This window comes from Sorangium sp. So ce363, from assembly GCF_051520435.1.
Taxonomy (GTDB): Bacteria; Myxococcota_A; Polyangia; order Polyangiales; family Polyangiaceae; genus Sorangium; species Sorangium cellulosum_B.
On the sequence record NZ_CP150333.1, the window covers coordinates 8,541,918 to 8,558,792 of the forward strand.

The following is a 16,875-nucleotide window of genomic DNA, read 5'->3' on the forward strand; positions in this document are numbered from 1 at the left end:
ACCCCACGGGCGCCGAGCTCGCCGCGCGCTCGTCGGGGGCTGGCGAGCCCGTCGAGCTGCCGCCGCGCGGAGCGACCTCGACACCGAGGCGCACCTCGTCGAGGCAGAGCGCACCAGGCCCGCCACGCGCCAGCGCACGCGCCGCGCAGGGCTCTTGTGCTCGCGGTCCGGCCGAGCTCCTCGAGCGCGCCGCCGCGCCCTCCGCGCCATCAAGACCCCGCTCCGCGCCACCCCGCACCCGCTCGACGCCTGGCCCGCCGCCACCCTCACCCCGTGTCGCTCGCCGAGCACCTCGACGCCGGCGAGCGCTCCGCCGCGACCCCGCCCCCCGTTCCCAGCGCTCCGCCGACCCCAGGGGCGCCGAACTCGCCGCGCGCTCGTCGGAAACTGGGCGGGAGTTCTGGGCAGCGCTCGGCAGGGTGATGCCCGACTACGAGGCGAGGAGGGCGCGCCTGGGAGAGCTCGGGCCAGCGCTTTTGTGGTGACACCAGCTCGCCCTATCGGCGTTTATTCTCGCCCGCTGCGCAGCGGGCTCGCGGAACGCTGCCGGCGCTCCGCACCCTGACTCCGGCAGGTTCCCCTTGACGCGCATGCTCATCAGTGGGCATGGCGCGGTGCGCTGGCCCAGCGGGGCGGATGACCGTGCTGACCTGGACCGGCATCGTGCGCTGCAAGCAGGCAGGGGACCCGAATGGAGCGCCGTGACGATCGGCTCGAAGAGAGCGGCCGCTGCCACAAATACCGCCTGGTGAAGCTCATTGCCGAGGGCGGAATGGGGCGCGTCTACGAGGCGGTGGACGAGTACCTCGACCGGACCGTCGCGCTCAAGGTCGTCCGGCCAGAACGTATGAGCGACGCCGACTTCCTCCGCGGGCACCGCAAGGAAGCGCGCGTGCTCGCCGACCTCAACCACCCGAACATCGTGCGCCTCTACGACGCGGGGGTCACCAATGACGGTGTCATGTATATCGCAATGGAGCACGTCGACGGCGTCTCGCTGCGCCAGATGCTCCACGCGATGCGCCGATTCGATGTACGCACCGCGCTCTCGATCGTTATCCAGGTGGTGGACGCGATCCGGGTGGCGCACGAGGGCGGCATCGTGCATCGCGATCTCAAGCCCGAGAACGTTCTCGTCATGCAGAGCGGCCTGGTCAAGGTCGTCGACTTCGGTCTGGCGCGGCGAGTCGGAGGCCCTGCGTCGAGCGACGTGTTCTCGGACCTCGGCACGGTGCACTACATGTCGCCCGAGCAGGCGCTCCGGCGGCCGGTCGGGCGTCCCGCGGACATCTACGCTGCTGGGTTGATCCTGTACGAGATGCTCGCCGGCAAGCACGCGTTCGCCGAGAAAACTGGCGAGCTGCCGCCGCGGAACGAGGTCTGGGCAAACCAGGTGCACGCCGTGCCGGCGCCGCTCGCCGAAGCGATCCCTGAGATCGCCCCGAGGCGCCTGAGCGATTTCGTGGCGCGCATGCTGGCAAAGTCCCCGGACGAGCGGCCCAGCGCGAACGAGACATTCGACGCGCTCACGAGGGAGTTCGACGGCTCCTCCGCGCAGGCCCCGCAAGCCGAGGGACACCTCGTGCTCGATCCGAAGGCGCGCGCCTCGATCCCGTTGCTGCGCCTGATCCCGGCGGCAGAGGCCGTCCACCTCGCGACGGCGCCGCTAGACGCAGGGTACCGGCCGCCCGGGGCAGTGCTCCCGTTCCGGCCGCCAGCCCGGTCCTCTGCGGAGCGGCCCGGGCCGGAGCCGCTCACGGCGGGCGCGGCTGCGAGCGGAGCGGCGCCGGATGCCGGGGCGGCCGGGGGCTCGCGCTGGCTCACGACGGAGCGGATGCCGTCCGCGCCGCCGAGACTGCCGGGGACGGCGCCGTGCGAGCCGCTCCGCAACCGGTCTGCGGTGCCCCCCTCGGCGGGGCCGACATCGCCGTTGCCTGCTGCGAAGAGCGAGATCGCGCCGAGCGAGATAATCACCGCTGCCTCGGCGAGATGGAGCGAGACCGCGCTAGGTGAGGCAGTGGGCAGGTCGTCGGAGGCCGCAGCGCCCGCGATCGAGTCGACGCCGGCCGTGCTGCCTGTGCAACTCGTGCGCGAGGCCGCGCCGAGAGCCAAGCGTTCGTCGCCACAGGAGTACGGCGCAGGAGATGCGCCGGGCCAGGCAGCGGCCGAGATGCGGCGTAAGCGTCGTATCGGTCTCGTGACGGGCGCGTGCGCGCTGTCTTGCACGCTCGCTGCGTTGTGGATCGTCCCTCGACGGACACCATCGGTAGAGGCGTCGCACGATGGCGCCATGCTCTCCTCTTCAGGCATCGAGGATGCACCGCCATTGCTGATAGGCTCGCATGCGCCGAGCGGCGCGCCGTCGTCGGTGGGCTCACCTGCGCCGGTCGACGGAGCGCACCGCCCAGCGCCACAGCCGGCTCCCGCGGTTCCGGAGCCCGCCGCGCCACGGCCGGTAGCGCTCAACACGGCTCCTCGCGCCACCACGCCATCGCTGGCCGTGCCGGCGCTGCTGCGCGGCGCCGGTCCGGCTGCTGCCCCTCCCTCCGCGGCGCAGGTGGGGACAACGCCGCGCAGCACCGCATCGAAGGTGAAGCCGACGAACGCGCCGAGCGCGGCGAGGGCGCCACAGACGAACGATACGTGGGCGGAAGAAGAGGAGAAGCTCATGAAGGAGAAGCCTCATTTCAAGCCGGCGCCGCGCATCTCGCTCCCTGCGCCATCAGCGCCGCGCCGCACGCCGACGCCGCGCCGCCCGTTTTAGAGAAGGTCCGACGGAATGAGCGACGAGGATCTGAAGAAGTACCTGCCCACCGAGGAGACGTTCCGCCGCGTCGCGGATCGAGCCGCCTCGGACGAGAACATGAGGCGGGCGCTTGCGCGCGTGAAGGAGGCGCCGCCGGTCGTCGCGGATCGGCTCGGGCCCACCGCACGCGCCGCGCTCGCGCGCCCCGCGGTGCATCGGAAGGAGCCCAGGCGGCCGAGTCGATGGCGTCTGCTCGGGTGGATCGCCGGCGCCGCCGCCGCGGTCACCGCGCCGGCGCTGCTCATCTACTGGCTGTTCGTGCCGCACGACGCACCGTCCGGCCCCGTCGAGGCCACCGCCACACCGGCACCCGCGGTGCCGCTTCTGTCGTCGAGCGCGCCTGCACCTGGGGCGCCGCTCGTGTCACCGAGCGCGCCGGCACCAACGCCGGTGGCGGAGACTCCCGGCGTGCCTGCCGAGAGCAGCGCCGCGAGCAGCGCCACCGCGGTGACGGTTCCGCCTGCGCTGTCATCCGCTGCGCCAACCCCGAGCGGCGCTGCGTCGACGATCGCGCGCCGCGCGCCGGCGCGCGGCGCGAACACCGTTGCAGCACCCAGTGATCCAGGGCAGAGGATGCCGCCGCCGCGGGCGTCCGCGGCGGCGCCGGCGACATCGATGCCAGGGCCCTTCGCGGGGCCGCCGAGGTACTGAACGATGCTTCGAGAGTCCATCGCACGGATCGCGGTCGCCATCACGCTCGTCACGGCCGCGCCGGCGGTCGCGCTGGCAGCGCCGGGGAGCGCGCAGGACGACGTGATGACCGAGAAGGTGCGCGAGCTGCACAAAGAAGGGAACGCGCACTACGCGCGCGGCGACTACGAGCGGGCGCGCGTGGCGTACCTCGCGGCGTGGGCGCTGCAGAAGCGCCTGCAGATCGCGGGCAACCTCGCCGAGGCCGAGATGAAGCTCGGGCGCTTCCGCGACGCGGCCCAGCACCTTGCCCACTACCTGCGCGAGGCGCCGAAGGAGCAACCTCCGCCGCCCGCGGCGGAGATGAAGGCGGCCGAGGCGCTGTTTGCGGCGGCGAGCGCGCAGGTAGGCACGCTGTCGATTGCGGCCTCCGAGAACGGCGCCGAGATCCTGGTCGACGGCGAGGTGGTGGGGGTCGCGCCGCTTTCGGCTCCGGTGTTCGTGGAGCCCGGAATGCACACGGTGTCGGCGCGGCGCGGCCAACGCTTCGCAACGCGCGATGTGCAAGTCGACAAGGGCGGCGCGGCGTCGGTGGAGGTGGTGCTCGAGGAAGGGAGCCTGAACATGTCGACGACGCCGCCGCGTGCGGAGCCACCGGCCAGCGCAGCGCCGAAGCCGCCGGCGAGCACGGCGCCGGAGCGGCCGGCGGGCGGTGCGCGGGTGCCGGTGGTGCCGGTGGTGATCGGCGCAGCGCTCGGGGTGGTGGGCCTCGGCGTGGGCTTGGGATTCACGCTGGCAGCGAACGCGAAGGCAGCCGAGGTTGACGGGCCGCTGCGCGTTGGAGACGGCGATCGGTCGGCTTGCTACCGGAGCCAGAGCGCGGCGTGCGTGCGGCTCGGCGACGCGGTGGACGAGCTCGATGCGTTCACGACCACGGCGGTTGTCGGGTACGTGGTTGGGGGCGCGGCGATCGCGGCGACGGCGGGGTACGTGCTGTGGTCGAGGTCCGCGGGGGACAGCCATGGCGAGGCGCAGGTGATGGCAGCGCCATGGCTTGCGCCCGGAGGCGGAGGGGTCGGCGTAGCGGGGCGCTTCTGACGTGGCGGAACGACGTAAGGGTGAAGCGTTGGAGGCGGTGAGGGAGCCGATGCGAAGCAGGCCGAAGGCGAGGGGCTGGCAGGTCGCGGTGGCGAGCGCGGCGCTCGCGATGGCGGCGGCGGCAGGGAGCAGCCTGGCGGGGGGATGCAGCTCGCCTTGCGAGCGGTCGCAGACCTGCCCGCCGGAGGCGTCGGGCGCGACCGAGGGCGGCGGAGCGCCGTCGAGGTGCGTGCCGAACGAGAGCGGAGCGCCGGTCGACGACGCGTGCGGGGTGTTCGTGACGGCGGGCGGCGACGACGGCGCGGACGGGACGAAGGCGGCGCCGCTGGGAACGTTGGGAGCGGCGATCGCTCGGGCGCGGGAGAACGGGACGGCGCGGGTGTATGCGTGCGCCGAGACGTTCGAGGTCGAGGCGGCGCTGGAGATGCCGGCGGGGGTGACGCTCTACGGCGGGCTCGACTGCGCGCGCGGCTGGGCCTACGCGGGAGCGAGCGACAGCGCGAGGACGACGCTGACGGCGGCGGAGGGCGTGATCCCGCTGGCGCTGCGGGGCGGCGAGGGCGTGGCGCGGATCGAGGATGCGGCGATCGTCGCGCGGAGCATCGACGCGAGCAATCCGGAGAAGCGCGGGCTCTCGTCGATCGCCGCGGTGGCGGAGGCGGTGGCGGTGGAGCTAGTGCGCTGCGCGCTGGAGGCGGGCGATGGGGCGCCGGGTGAAGAGGGGGCGGCGCACGCGGAGCCGGCGCAGCGAGGGGGCGATGGGAGCGCGGGAAACGCGGCGTGCTCGGCCGATATCGTTGTGCCGGCCAATGCTCCGGTGAATGCGTGCGGCGCGCCGGAGGATCCGAGCGACGATTCGTTCGGCGGCAGTGGCGGCGTGGGATTCCAAAGCAGCGGCGGTGCAGGAAGTCCCGGTAGTCCGGGCATCGCGATGAACAGCGGCGCAGGCGAGGTCGCTGCAGAGTGCACCGCCGGCACCGCAGGCGACAATGGCATCCACGGCGAGCCCGGCGCCGGCGCGCGTGGCGTTGGTGAGATCGCAGCGAGCGGCTACGCGGGCGTGGCAGGCAGCGACGGTGCACCCGGGACCACTGCACAGGGCGGCGGCGGTGGCGGTGGCGCCAAGGGCGGCACCGCCGCGGGCCAGTGCACGGCCGGCTCGGCGGGAGGCGCCAGCGGCGGCTCCGGCGGCGCGGGTGGCTGCGGGGGCGCAGGCGGAAGAGGCGGCGGCGCGGGCGGGTCGAGTATCGCGCTGGTGAGCCTCGACGCGACGTTCTTGTTCCAGGACGTGACGACCGCCACCGGACGCGGCGGAGACGGCGGAGCCGGCGGTCCTGGCCAGGGCGGCGGCCCGGCAGGCGCGGGCGGACCCGGTGGCGGCGTGCCGGAAGGCGCCACGGCGCTTCGGCCAGGTTGCACCGGAGGGCCGGGCGGCACCGGCGGACGGGGCGGCACTGGAGGCGGCGGACTCGGCGGGCACGCGATCGGCATCGCGCACGTGGGCGCGGCGCCGCCGGCGGAGGGCGTAACGTTCGCGGTGGGCAAGGCTGGCGCGGGCGGCGTAGGCGTCGACGCGGAGCACAGCGGAGCGCCAGGAGTCGAGGCGGACACGATGGCATTCGCGCAGGGCGAGAAGCGCTGAGCACGCGCGACCGATGGCTGAGCGGAGCTGAGGGCGAGGCTCGCGGTGACGGCGCTCGAAGCGGCTCGGCTCGGAGATTCAATCGGGCACAGTAGCGCGTGGTCAGGTCTGTTGACCGGCGCCGTCGTCGGCGTCGCGCTGGCAGCGACGGCCGTGGCCGTCGTCGGCACCGGCGGCGTGGCCGCGGTGTTCATCGGGGCGGGCATCGCGGCGGCGGGCGCTGGCGGCGGTCTCGCCGGCGCGTACATCGGCGAGCTCATTCCTGGCGACGTCAAGGGAACGGTGGCCACGGGCTCGCCCGATACGTTCTTCGGCAAGGAGCGCCGCAGCGCGGTACGCGCCGGGCTCGACATCGTCGCGTGCGCTGACGACGGCGTGGTGCGCATCGCGCAGGGCAGCGCCACGACGTTCGTCAACGGCAAGCCGCTGGCGCGCAGCACCGAGAAGACCGAGTGCGGCGCGATCCTGCGCGAGGGGATCGCGACGGTGATCATCGGCGGCGACACGGCGCTGGCGCCGGGCATGGCGGTGGCGGATGAAGTGCCGCCGTGGGTGAAGACCACGCTCACCGTGGTGATGTGGGGCGGCGCGATCGTCGCCACCGGTGGCGCCGCCGCCGCGGTGGGCTGGGGCGCTGCGCTCGCAGGGTTCGGCGGCTCGGTCGCGGGCGGCGCGGGGCTCGGCTGGGCCGGCGGCAAGGTCGGCCGGCACTACGGCGGCGAGCTCGGCGCACGTATCGGCGAGGTGATCGGCGGGACCCTCGGGAGCGTCGCCGGCGGCATGATCGGCGGGCTGCTAGGCTCGCGCCTGGGCCAGCAGCCAGCGCCGCCTCGGCGTGGCTACCCGGGACCGTCGGAGAGGAGCGATGCGGCGATGGACAGGGTGTTCAGCGCCATGGAGCAGGCGGGCGTAGGCAAGAGCAAGGCGGTCGGGGTGGTCGTCGACCGCGACGGGAACGTGACCGTTGCTGTTTCTGGCTCGCCGCCGAAGACACAGAAGATCTACGACCGCATTCGCCCGAATCTGCCACCTGAGTACAACTATGCAGACCATTCGCGGGCACCGCTTGGCAAAGCACTGGATCTGAACGAACACACGTTCTTAGGCGGCGCCGATTGCGTCGAGCCAAAACTGAGTCCGGCCCTGCAGAAGGGCACAGATGGCATGACTGTGCGTTGGTGGGGCGACCCGACCACAAATCGTTATGCTGCCGAACCTGGCAGCCGTAATATGAATCCGTGCCCGAGCTGCGTATACAACGAAGACATTGTTGCCAATGGACCACCCGCACCAGCGCCAGCGCCTCCTTCGACCGCCCCGCCGCTCGTGATGCCCGCCCCAACAGAGAACCCAGAGGCGACGAGCCATTGACCACCACCGGACATCTAGCGAGATGACCAGTGCCACCGAGTGCACCAGCAGACTCGATCCAGCAATACCATCATACATCATTGGACCATCGCACCAACGAATCCACTTCTGTCGACCTTGAAAGGAGTCCGGTCATGGATAATCGGATTCCTCGTTCGTTACATCGAAGCCCGCCAAAGAATCGATGCACATCCCACCCGGCTAGACGCAACCGGGTACGGATTGGTCGACGCTCGGCTCAGCGTCGCAAAGCAAAGACCGGAAGGACTGAATCTGACCTCGGAGACGTTTGGGATCACGTCGGAGATAGGCTCTCGTGACTTGAAGCCCCAGAGCTGAACGCCGAACTCGGCCACCGCCGCGAACAAGCCAGCTTCACCGCCGTGCTCCAAGGCAAAAATCTCTCCGGCCTGCACGGGACGGGTGTCGACTCGATGAAGCGGATCGAGCTCCCACCATTCGATCCGATTCGGATGGCGGTATGCCGCGACGAGTCGTTCCCCTGTGGCGTCGATGGCGATGCCCACGACGTCATCATCCGACTGCGTGGGCTCGAGCGCGCCCGCGGACCAAGTTCGGGGATTGTCCATGTCTTGCAGGTCCGACCAGCGAAGTTTCCCGGTGGTCGGTTCAAGACCAAGCAGCCATGGCTCCCGCGGATGCCATGCGCAGATGTTCGCGTCTCCGTGCATTTGGTACCAGCGCCACGAGCCCGTATCGAAGACGACCAACTCGTCGGCACAGACCATGAGCCGAGATGCGTCGGGAGAGAATGCGATGCGAGGGTAATACTGGCCCCAGCTCCACGACAATAGCCGTGGGCCGCCCTCGCCGTGCAGCGGGCATGCGAGGAGGACCATGTCGTGCGTGTTGACCGCGGCCACCCCGGCCTTGCTCGAGACCGCCAGCCGCGGATACCCGCCGCTTGCCGGGCTCACCATCGCCTTGCCGAGCGCACGCGCTACAGGGCCCAAAATCTGGTCAGCAGCAAACACCAGCTCGGCCTTTTGCATCCGCGGTTTCAACGCGACACGCCACAGCTCGGCCGACGGCGTGGTCACGAGAAGGGTATCCTCGTCCCAGAACGCCACGTCCACCGCATCTACCTCGAAGGACAGCGCTCGCACGCGCTCGATCTTCATCGTCGGTGCTCCTCCGCCCGCCCAACGGCTGGGGCTGCTGCCGCGCGCGGGTGCGCTCCGCGCACCCACGCGTCGGTCAGCAACCCCTTGTCGGGCCGTCTCCGAGGGGTGTGCCTCGGCTGCCTTCGGGGCCAGAATTCGTGAAGCGTTGCGATGTCGAGTTGCATGGGCTCACCGCAGATGGCGCAAGCGCGGTTGGATCCGCAAGATCGATCGTCAGGCATGAGAATCTGCCACAGGAGGACCTTCTCTCATGCGCGCTGCTCCTACTCAGGGAAGCGAAGCGTTTTAACGGCGATGCCATCTTCTCCCGATGTCGTACTGCTGTCATTGTTCCAGCTGATGCCGCCCTTGCCCGGCGGCCCGATCTCGAAGGTGACCCCCTCCAGCGTGAGCTGGTCCTCGTCGCGGTAGGCGATGCCGATCGAGTCGCCGCCGCGCCCTGGGCCACCGAACCCCCCCTCACCTCCGAAGCCGCCCCCGCCTCCGCCGCACGACCAGGTGCCGTCACCGACGGCGCCCCCCGGCGCTCCTCGACCACCTGGTCCACCTCGCTCAGGCGGGCCCCCGTCGCCACCCGGTCCCCCGCCGCGCGCTGTGATCAAGCTGTCTCGCACGGTGAGCTTCGCGTGGAGCGCGACGATCCCGATGCTCGGGTGCCCGTTCGCGCCCCCTCGTCCGCCTCGTCCGCCGCAGCCGCCGGCGCCTCCGGATCCGCCGCCGGCGCCCCCCTTCGAGGCCACGCCGCACACGGCGAGCCCACCGCGACGGCCGCCGCCTCCGCCGCCACCCTGACCGGGCATGCCCCTGCCGCCCTCGCCTGCCGTGTCGCCCTCCCACCCCGTTTCGCTGATACGCCCGATGCCCTCGCCGCCCGCCCCCACCGTGCCCAGGGCTCCGGAACTCCCGGGAGACCCGCCATGGCAGCCCATGTTTTCCCGGTCCGCATGACCGCCGCGCCCTGAGTTCGTGGGGTCCGGCGTCGGGGCCGGGGCGCCGGCGTCGCCATCCTCGGCGCCGTCGGGCAGCCCATCGCCGCCCTTGCCGCCGGTGCTCGGCGCGCCGCCCTCACAGGGGTTCACCACCGCCGGACCCCCGGCGACGGTGGCGGCGGTGCACGCGTCCCCGCCGTACAGCCCGTCGGGGCCGGTCGCAGCTCGGTTCGGCCAGGGCCACTCCTCGCCATCGGGGCCACTCGGTCCGTAGTCGGCCAGAATCTCGCTCCGGATGATCTCCACGGCGGTGTTCGGCTCGATGATCATCGAGATCGGCCCTTCCCCGTCCAGGACCATGTCCGCGAGCGTCGATACGCCGTCCGCGGCCCCCGTGTCGCTCGGGCGCGCCGGCTCGACGAAAACCAGCGGACCGGCGTAGGTTGTGCCTCCGCTGTACAGCGTTGACACCTTTTTCATGTCGTCGCGCCCCCAGTGCAGGCAGTTGAAGCCTCCCAGGAGATCGATGCCAGACGGCAACCGGACGTTCTCGCTGAAGTGACCGTTGCAGAGGAACACGCGCCCTCGTCGGGTGCGCGCCAAGTCGATGGCGTGCTGAACGGTAAGCACGGGCTTCGCCTTCGTTCCGGGGTTCCTGTCATCGCCGCCCCCGTAGAGCCTGGCGACGAACACGCCGCAACCGTCGTCGAGAACGTCGGAGGCGATATGCTCCAGGCAGACCGATTCCGGCGGCTCATCGCCTTGGCACGAGGCACCATCGCAGGGCGGTCCGCCAGCATCGCTTGGGCCGGGGGCAGTCCCGCAGCCGATCGCCCACGGCGACAACATGAGGGAGAGGGCTGCAGCGATCGTCTTTCTCATCCGAGTCTCCTGTCGTGGTCGCCGGCACAGGGCGCTTCATTGCGGCGGTTCCGGGTCGGGGGCATCGAACCGAAACCAAAACTCGGCACGTCCTGGAGCTCCTTGGCTCCTGCCGTCCCCCGAGGCTGCGTTGCCTGCGAGCCCACCTTCGCCGGCGCTTCGGTGGGTGACGACCGCATCCGAGGCAAGGGTGACAGTGGCGCCTACCGACGCAACGCCGAACGAGTGGCCGCCGAGGCCACCACCGGCATCGCCGCCACGGCCCCCGTCGCCTCCATCTCCACCGCCGCACGCGTCCCACATCTCGGTTCGAGCAAGCCCCTTACCGAACAAGCCACCATGTGTTCCGATGCCACCCAGCTGGCCCGTTCCGCCGACCCCGCCGCGACCACCGCTGCCCGCGAGGACCTTGCTGTCCTCAATGGTCAGAACGCTCCCTTGCAAAGCAACGATCCCGATGCTGGCGCCACCGTAGCCGCCCCCCCAGCCTCCCAGGCCACCGCAGCCGCCACCGCCCCCCGAACCGCCGGCCGCGCCGCCCTGGGGCCGACCTGTGGGACAAGCCATCATGGGACCGCGCGCCTTGCTGCCGCCTCCGCCGCCCCCGCCCTGGCCGACGCCACCCTTCTTTCCGTCGTCACCCCGAACGCCGATCCAACCGTCGAAATCGAGGTAACCTACGCCGACCGCGCCGGCAGCACGACCACCGTCGTCACCCTTGGCTCCGTCTTCGCCCGGTTTGCATCTCTCACTCGCCGCACCGGCCCCTCCAAGGCCTTTGCCTTCGGGATTGTCCGCAGGTGCTGGCAATCCTGAAGTGCCATCACCACCCCTATCAATCCTACCATCGCCACCAGTTCCCCCCGTCGACTTGGTGCCATCGCCACAATCGGTCACTTCCGGTAGGGCTCCCTCCACGACGCCCGCCGTGCAGGCGTCCGCGCCGTCGTTGCCCGGAGCACCGTTGTTCGCACGGTACGCGGGCGCGTCCTCTCCCGCTTCCCCGTCTTTGCCGTCGTCGGCCTGAACCTGGCTCGAACGCACGATCGCCCTGGCGCCGGAGCTCAAGATCACCGCGATCGACGACTTGCCATCCCTCGCGGAGGCATGAGCTGCCACGACGCGCACGCCGAAGATCATCGAGGTGGCGTCCGACGCGTCCTCCTCTGCGGCGAGAACGCGCAGCGGGATGCCTGCCGGCGGCGCGATGGTGGTCAACTGATTGGGCCCTTCGAACGCCCCCCGGTAAGACCAGTCGCCGCCATCGCAGAGGCGCCCGCCCCAGAGATCGACGCCCGAGGGCAGCGTGATCGCTTCCTCGAACTCCCCGCCGCACGCGTACACGCGCCGGGTCGGCGTCTCGCCGTTGCCTCGCCCGCTCGCGGCGAGCCCGACGGCGTGCTGCAGGGTCTTCACCGGCGCGCCCTTCGTGCCGAGATCGCTGTCGTCGCCGCTCTCGCTGACGAACACCCCGCACTGGTCGAGTGCCGGCCCGGTCTGGGGCTGCCCCTCGCACGGTCCGGGCGGCGGCTCCGGATCGGCGGCGCACGCATACACCTCCCAGCAGGCATCGGTGTAGGTACACGCCGTCAGCGTGCTTGCGCTCAACGCCCAGAGCGCGAGCACCACGAGGGACGTCCCGATGCTCCGGCCTTCCTGTGAACGCGTCTCTACGGCTCCCGGTCTCCTCACCACAGCCCCTCGATCCTCACGCCCATCCCTTGCCCAATCGCAGCGGGCGAGACGTGGATCTGCTCCTGAGCCGGCGTGCGTCCCAGGAAGGAGAAGTCCGTGAGGAAGGACGCGGCGGTTGCCGCCCCGATGACGCCACCCGCGATGACCAAGGCTGTGCCCACGGCTCCGGAGAGGTTGCGCTCGTCTCTCAGGCGGAGCAGGTCAGCGCACGCAGAGTGTCGTGGCGCTTGCCAGCACATGGACGAGCTCGTCGAGGGGTCTCTGTTCAGCCCGTCACGCCGCTCGCTCAGGTCGCCGTCAAGCCTGCTGGCCCGGATCATCAGGACGCTGCCTGCCGAAGCAGTCGCCGTCGTGACGACGATCCCCGCGATACGCAGTGTCCCAGGCCACGAAGCCCACGGGCTGCGGGCCTGCGTCCGAACAGCGGGCGTAGCGCTCGGCACCCGGGGTGCTCCCTTCGGTGCGGCGGCCGCCACCTCCCTGGTGCTGCTTGAGGAACGCGACAACTGCATCGACATTTGGTGCTGCTTTCCCGGCACGGCTGTGAACACCTGGAAAGACTCCTCGCGTCCAGGCGCTTGCGCCCGCACCATGTGTTCTCCGGAGTCGAAGAACAGCTTGTGAGTCCGCGCGGTCCTGCCTACGAGCTTGCCATCGACGACCACCTCGGCGTCCGGCGGATCGACCGCGAGCAAGAGCGTCGCGACGTGCTTCGTTGCCTTCCGCAACCCTTCCTCGAAGCGCAGCTGGAGCGCCACAGAAAGCGCCTCGCGCTGCTCAAGGCTCCATGCGAGGTGCTCGGCCGCATCGCGGTGCTTGCTCAACGCAAGCGCGCAGAGCCCGAGCTCCCCGGCGATCTCCGCGCGCTCTTGCTCCGTGTTCGTCGCTGGCACCATTGCCTCCAGGGCTGCCTTATAGGCGTCATAGGCGTCGGTCCACCTTCCCTCTGCACGAGCTCTCTTCCCGGCGCGTACAAGGTCCTTCACTGTCGAACTATCGCTTCGTCGTGGCGTCGCATGGATGCCCTGAGCGCTGGCCGGGCTCGCAAGGCCGGTGGCGGCTCCAAGCAAGCCAATTGACAGTGAAAGTGGAACGCAACGCATATGGCGAGGGTACTTACGCCGGCTTCGTCGCGTCAACCCTCAGGAATTTCCGTCAGCCGGCCTTTGGCCGAGAAATAGAAGAACAAGACTGCAATGCATCGGTCTGTTCCGTCGCGACGGTTCACAAAGGCGCAGCATGTATACATAGCCGCACATTGTCCTACAAAATTTAACCGCCTGTGCATTTTCCTGAACCCTGCAGGCCAGCTCAGGTGTGCTACCGCCGTGGCCAAGCCATCGGACCGCTCCGCCAGCTTCGACCTCTTCCGGCGCCTGGCGATCCGTCGCGGTGTCCCGGAGCGCGACGCGGAGGACGTTGCGCAAGAGGCACTGCTCCGGGGCCTGGAAGCAGAGCGGCGCATCGAACCGGGAGAGGATCCGGCGCCCTACCACGTCACGATTGCCCTCAACCAGGCGCGCAATCGCGTGCGCGACGCGGCCCGCCGGGGCGAGGTCCTGACGTCCTTCGACGAGCGGGAGCCCCATGGAGGGTGCCCCACGCCGGAAGACCTGGTCCGCCTGCGGCAGCGGGCAGAGATCCTGCGGCGCCTGATCGCGCAGGTCGACCCCAAGTACCGGGACCTCCTCATCCGGCACGATCTCGAGGAGACGCCGCTTGTCGAGATCGCGGCCGAGCTCGGGCTCAACGTCGACACGGTGAAGACGCAACACCGGCGCGCGCGCGAGGAACTGGACGCGCAGAAACGACGGTGGGACGCGCAGCAGGATTCTCACGGCTGGGACAAGGAGGCATGCGTGCCGGTGGCGCTCGCCGTCGGGCGCCGCGATCGCGCGTCGTGGGCGGCCACGCTGCGCCGCTTGTGGGTGAGAATCCTCATGCAGGGTGCGTTCGTCGTCCTGGCGGGCGCTCTCGTTTCCGCGGTACCGCCCGTGCCCAGCCCGGAATCGTGGCTGCGGCTGGCGGCGGTCCACTCGCCTGAGACAGCGCCCACCGCCCAGGACGTCGTGGCGCCCGCCGTACCAGACGGCGCCGACATCGCGGCGCATGCGATCTCAGGGTCGGCGGGACATGGCAACGCGGGCGCCGCGGTCGTGGTGAACAGCGCGCCGGCCTCCGCGGTGACGACCGTTCCCCGTCCCGCCTCGTCGGGGAGCGCCGTGCGCCCGTCCGCCAGGGAGCGAGCGAGGAACCTAGTCAATCAGGCCCGGAGGGCCATCGAGGCCAACACCGTTCTCGGTTACCTCGAGGCACGCCGGCTGCTTGAGGCCCACGCGCAGGAGTTTCCGCGAGGGGAATTCGCTGCGGAGCGCGAAGCGCTACTCAAGCAGATTCGTTGAGCCGTCGGCCGTCCACTCACAGCTAACAGGCGGCAACTCCGGTGATGTCTTCGACAGCACAAGGCCGAGTTCCGTCCTGCATCGGGCAAGGATGCCCACGTCCGGGAGGAGGAACCCATGAAGGAAGTGCTAGAGTCGATGTGGCTCATCTCGCCGATCGTTCTCGCGATGATGGCCTGTGTTGCGATCGGGTTCGCGGTGACCGCGCGCGAAGCGCTGGGCCGCGAGCGAGGGCTCCGCGAGGCACGCGAGCAGGCGCACGAAGATGAGGAACTGGCGCTCACCGAAGCAAAGGAAAAGGCAGAGCGGGATCTGGAGCGATACCGGCGCCTGCTGGACTGCCATGTGGATGCGCTCATCGCGGCGACGACAGGAATCTGCGCGCGCCCCGTTCCATGGCCAGGCAGGGTCCTCGAATCGTTCTGTGCAACGATGCCCTCGTGGCAGCGAAAGCTGGCCGAGAGCACCGGGCTGGAGCGACGGGAGCTGGAACGGCTGCTGAGCAGCGACCACCCGATGACGCCCGGCCTCGCGCGGCAGCTGGAAGTCTTCACAGGCACGCCTGCGCGGTACTGGGAGCGCCTGTGGCGTCTGCACGATGACTACCGGACGGACGGGGAGGAGACGGTGGTGCTCCAACTCGGTGAGCCCATCAGCAAGCGCGAACGCCCGGCGCGTACGGCGGCGCCCTCAGCGTCAAGCCCGACGTCGACGGGTCCGGCCACAATTCCTTCTCGGGCGCCTGATGTTCCCCCGCCCGTGGTGCCGTCTTCTGATCAAGCTGCCAAGAGCCCACGGGCCAAGCTTCCGCCGCCTCCTCTGTCGCGGCTTCGCTCACCGCTCCCTGCTCGCGCGATGTCGGGAGCTGAGTTCGCGTGTCGTGCTGCCGTGCTGACGAGCTTTCCGGTACAGCGCGACGACGGAGGATCCAGCCTGGCAGGAGGCTGCGATTGGGAGGACGTCGAGCGATCCCCATTGAACACGACGCTTCCAGGCGTAGGCAGTCATGAACATGCGTAACCTGAGTCGCGCTCAGGGCTACTGAGCGCGGCTTCGCTATCGAGGCGATCTTGGGTGGGGCATCGCATGTCGACTTCGTCTGAATCCGTCGCAGTCGACTCCACGACAAGAGCAGCTCTCAATCATAGGGCGGCAGATTCCCAGGGGGTGAAAGCCATGTGTTGTCTTCCGAACGAAAACAAGCGCGCCGCCGCGTACGCGCGCTTGTTTTGCCCGATGCTGGTTCGTGCCGTACTGGGCTGGTTGGAGCGGCTGGGGGTCCCACGGTGCCATCGTGGCGACGTCGCAGGCCAAGTCTGGGTCAACGCCTGCGAGAGCTGGCCCAGGTTCGACCCGAAGCGCGGCAGACCTGAACGCTGGTTGAACGCGATCACCGTACACGTTGCCGCGCACTACCACCAGCGTGCGCGGCAAAGCAGGGAAGAGCTGGTCGATGTGATCGAGGTGCTCGATCCAGCGCCGGACGCTGCTGCTATTATGGATTCCGATAATATCAGGACCGGCACCCTCGACGCGGTGAACGAACTCGATCCTGATCTGCGCTTCGTTCTCGTGGCACACGACCTGAACGGACTCTCGATGGCCCAGATAGCCCAAGACGCAGGGCTACCTCTCTCTACGATCTACAAGCGGCGCACAAGGGCCATCGGTGCGCTGCGCGACGTCATCAGGCTGCGAGAAGCCAGGGAGAGCTCCACCCGGAGAGTGGGGCTACAATGAGCGTTGTCCGCGGACAACGTCGACAACGTCGGCCGCCACCTCGCCCCTGGGTGCCGGCGAGCCGAGCAACCGCCCAGTTGCCTGGTGCTTCACGCGGGCCGGTTCGGCGCCACCGGCAGCAACGGCCAGGCGAAAAACAGAGTAGTTGACACTGCTCAAGCGGCGCGCGGAATGCTCGCATGCGCCGCTTGCACAGCGGCCGCATGAGGAGCGCAGCGGCGCGGGGAACTGGGGCGTGGCGGTCGACGCCATGATGTCGATCCGCGGCCAGTCCGACGCGGTAACCGTCCTGGCGCTGACGCGGCTCGTGATCGAGCGCATCGACCCCACGACGGCGCGGCTCCGCGGCTTCGGCCTAGCTCACTGGCGGACAACGGAGACAAGGCGGACCCCGAACATCTGTAATCCGTCGAGCTCGGGACCGAGCCGGTCAGGGAGCGCGCGCTCCTTGGCGGCCAGCAGAATCCCGGCCTTCCTCAGCCGCAACGGAATATGTCAATATAGTTGAGGCACCGGGTGGTCAGCTTTATCGAAA

Annotated in this window: 13 protein-coding genes; 9 read left to right on the forward strand and 4 right to left on the reverse strand. The window is 70.0% G+C overall.

The window, feature by feature from the left end:
- Positions 1-691 precede the first annotated feature (691 nt).
- From WMF12_RS32050 to WMF12_RS32070, 5 genes are read left to right on the forward strand one after another with little or no spacing between them, the layout of a single operon-like run.
- Complete coding sequence (locus WMF12_RS32050; protein ID WP_437851500.1) at positions 692-2,764, forward strand: protein kinase domain-containing protein; 2,073 nt, start codon at positions 692-694, stop codon at positions 2,762-2,764.
- 15 nt (positions 2,765-2,779) lie between these two features.
- Positions 2,780-3,457, forward strand: coding sequence for a hypothetical protein (locus WMF12_RS32055; protein ID WP_437851502.1), 678 nt, complete (start codon positions 2,780-2,782; stop codon positions 3,455-3,457).
- Between the two features lie 3 nt (positions 3,458-3,460).
- A complete protein-coding gene (locus WMF12_RS32060; protein ID WP_437851504.1) occupies positions 3,461-4,534 on the forward strand; it encodes a PEGA domain-containing protein in 1,074 nt (357 codons plus the stop codon).
- A gap of 49 nt (positions 4,535-4,583) precedes the next feature.
- The gene (locus tag WMF12_RS32065) at positions 4,584-6,176 is read left to right on the forward strand and encodes a PGRS family protein (protein WP_437851506.1); all 1,593 of its coding nucleotides are present in this window, start codon (positions 4,584-4,586) and stop codon (positions 6,174-6,176) included.
- 45 nt (positions 6,177-6,221) lie between these two features.
- Positions 6,222-7,547 (forward strand): PAAR domain-containing protein, encoded by a 1,326-nt coding sequence (locus WMF12_RS32070; RefSeq protein WP_437851508.1) that lies wholly within the window; start codon positions 6,222-6,224, stop codon positions 7,545-7,547.
- Between the two features lie 158 nt (positions 7,548-7,705).
- Here WMF12_RS32070 and WMF12_RS32075 read toward each other — a convergent pair whose 3' ends face one another.
- From WMF12_RS32075 to WMF12_RS32090, 4 genes are all read right to left on the reverse strand, one after another.
- Positions 7,706-8,689: a hypothetical protein gene (locus WMF12_RS32075; RefSeq protein ID WP_437851509.1), complete on the reverse strand. Its 984-nt coding sequence runs from the start codon at positions 8,687-8,689 to the stop codon at positions 7,706-7,708.
- Positions 8,690-8,955: 266 nt separating this feature from the next.
- On the reverse strand, positions 8,956-10,314 hold the full coding sequence (locus tag WMF12_RS32080; protein ID WP_437851511.1) for a hypothetical protein: 1,359 nt from the start codon (positions 10,312-10,314) through the stop codon (positions 8,956-8,958).
- Positions 10,315-10,539: 225 nt separating this feature from the next.
- On the reverse strand, positions 10,540-12,132 hold the full coding sequence (locus WMF12_RS32085; RefSeq protein ID WP_437851513.1) for a hypothetical protein: 1,593 nt from the start codon (positions 12,130-12,132) through the stop codon (positions 10,540-10,542).
- A 59-nt stretch (positions 12,133-12,191) separates the two neighbouring features.
- Positions 12,192-13,184, reverse strand: coding sequence for a tetratricopeptide repeat protein (locus WMF12_RS32090; RefSeq protein WP_437851515.1), 993 nt, complete (start codon positions 13,182-13,184; stop codon positions 12,192-12,194).
- Positions 13,185-13,526: 342 nt separating this feature from the next.
- Between WMF12_RS32090 and WMF12_RS32095 the strand changes: the two genes are divergently transcribed.
- The 4 genes from WMF12_RS32095 to WMF12_RS32110 all read left to right on the forward strand — a co-directional run bounded on the left by WMF12_RS32095 (position 13,527) and on the right by WMF12_RS32110 (position 16,848).
- Positions 13,527-14,600: an RNA polymerase sigma factor gene (locus WMF12_RS32095; RefSeq protein ID WP_437851517.1), complete on the forward strand. Its 1,074-nt coding sequence runs from the start codon at positions 13,527-13,529 to the stop codon at positions 14,598-14,600.
- A gap of 117 nt (positions 14,601-14,717) precedes the next feature.
- Complete coding sequence (locus WMF12_RS32100) at positions 14,718-15,620, forward strand: helix-turn-helix transcriptional regulator (protein WP_437851519.1); 903 nt, start codon at positions 14,718-14,720, stop codon at positions 15,618-15,620.
- Positions 15,621-15,776: 156 nt separating this feature from the next.
- A complete protein-coding gene (locus WMF12_RS32105; RefSeq protein ID WP_437873911.1) occupies positions 15,777-16,340 on the forward strand; it encodes a sigma-70 family RNA polymerase sigma factor in 564 nt (187 codons plus the stop codon).
- Between the two features lie 145 nt (positions 16,341-16,485).
- Positions 16,486-16,848, forward strand: coding sequence for a hypothetical protein (locus WMF12_RS32110; RefSeq protein WP_437851521.1), 363 nt, complete (start codon positions 16,486-16,488; stop codon positions 16,846-16,848).
- The last annotated feature ends 27 nt before the right edge of the window (positions 16,849-16,875 follow it).

Excerpts from the sequence above, each read along its gene's own strand:
- WMF12_RS32065 (WP_437851506.1), top strand. The coding sequence starts at position 4,584 with ATGCGAAGCAGGCCGAAGGCGAGGGGCTGGCAGGTCGCGGTGGCGAGC.
- WMF12_RS32055 (WP_437851502.1), top strand. The coding sequence starts at position 2,780 with ATGAGCGACGAGGATCTGAAGAAGTACCTGCCCACCGAGGAGACGTTC.
- WMF12_RS32100 (WP_437851519.1), top strand. The coding sequence starts at position 14,718 with ATGAAGGAAGTGCTAGAGTCGATGTGGCTCATCTCGCCGATCGTTCTC.
- WMF12_RS32105 (WP_437873911.1), top strand. The coding sequence starts at position 15,777 with ATGTGTTGTCTTCCGAACGAAAACAAGCGCGCCGCCGCGTACGCGCGC.
- WMF12_RS32075 (WP_437851509.1), bottom strand. The coding sequence starts at position 8,689 with ATGAAGATCGAGCGCGTGCGAGCGCTGTCCTTCGAGGTAGATGCGGTG.
- WMF12_RS32060 (WP_437851504.1), top strand. The coding sequence starts at position 3,461 with ATGCTTCGAGAGTCCATCGCACGGATCGCGGTCGCCATCACGCTCGTC.
- WMF12_RS32050 (WP_437851500.1), top strand. The coding sequence starts at position 692 with ATGGAGCGCCGTGACGATCGGCTCGAAGAGAGCGGCCGCTGCCACAAA.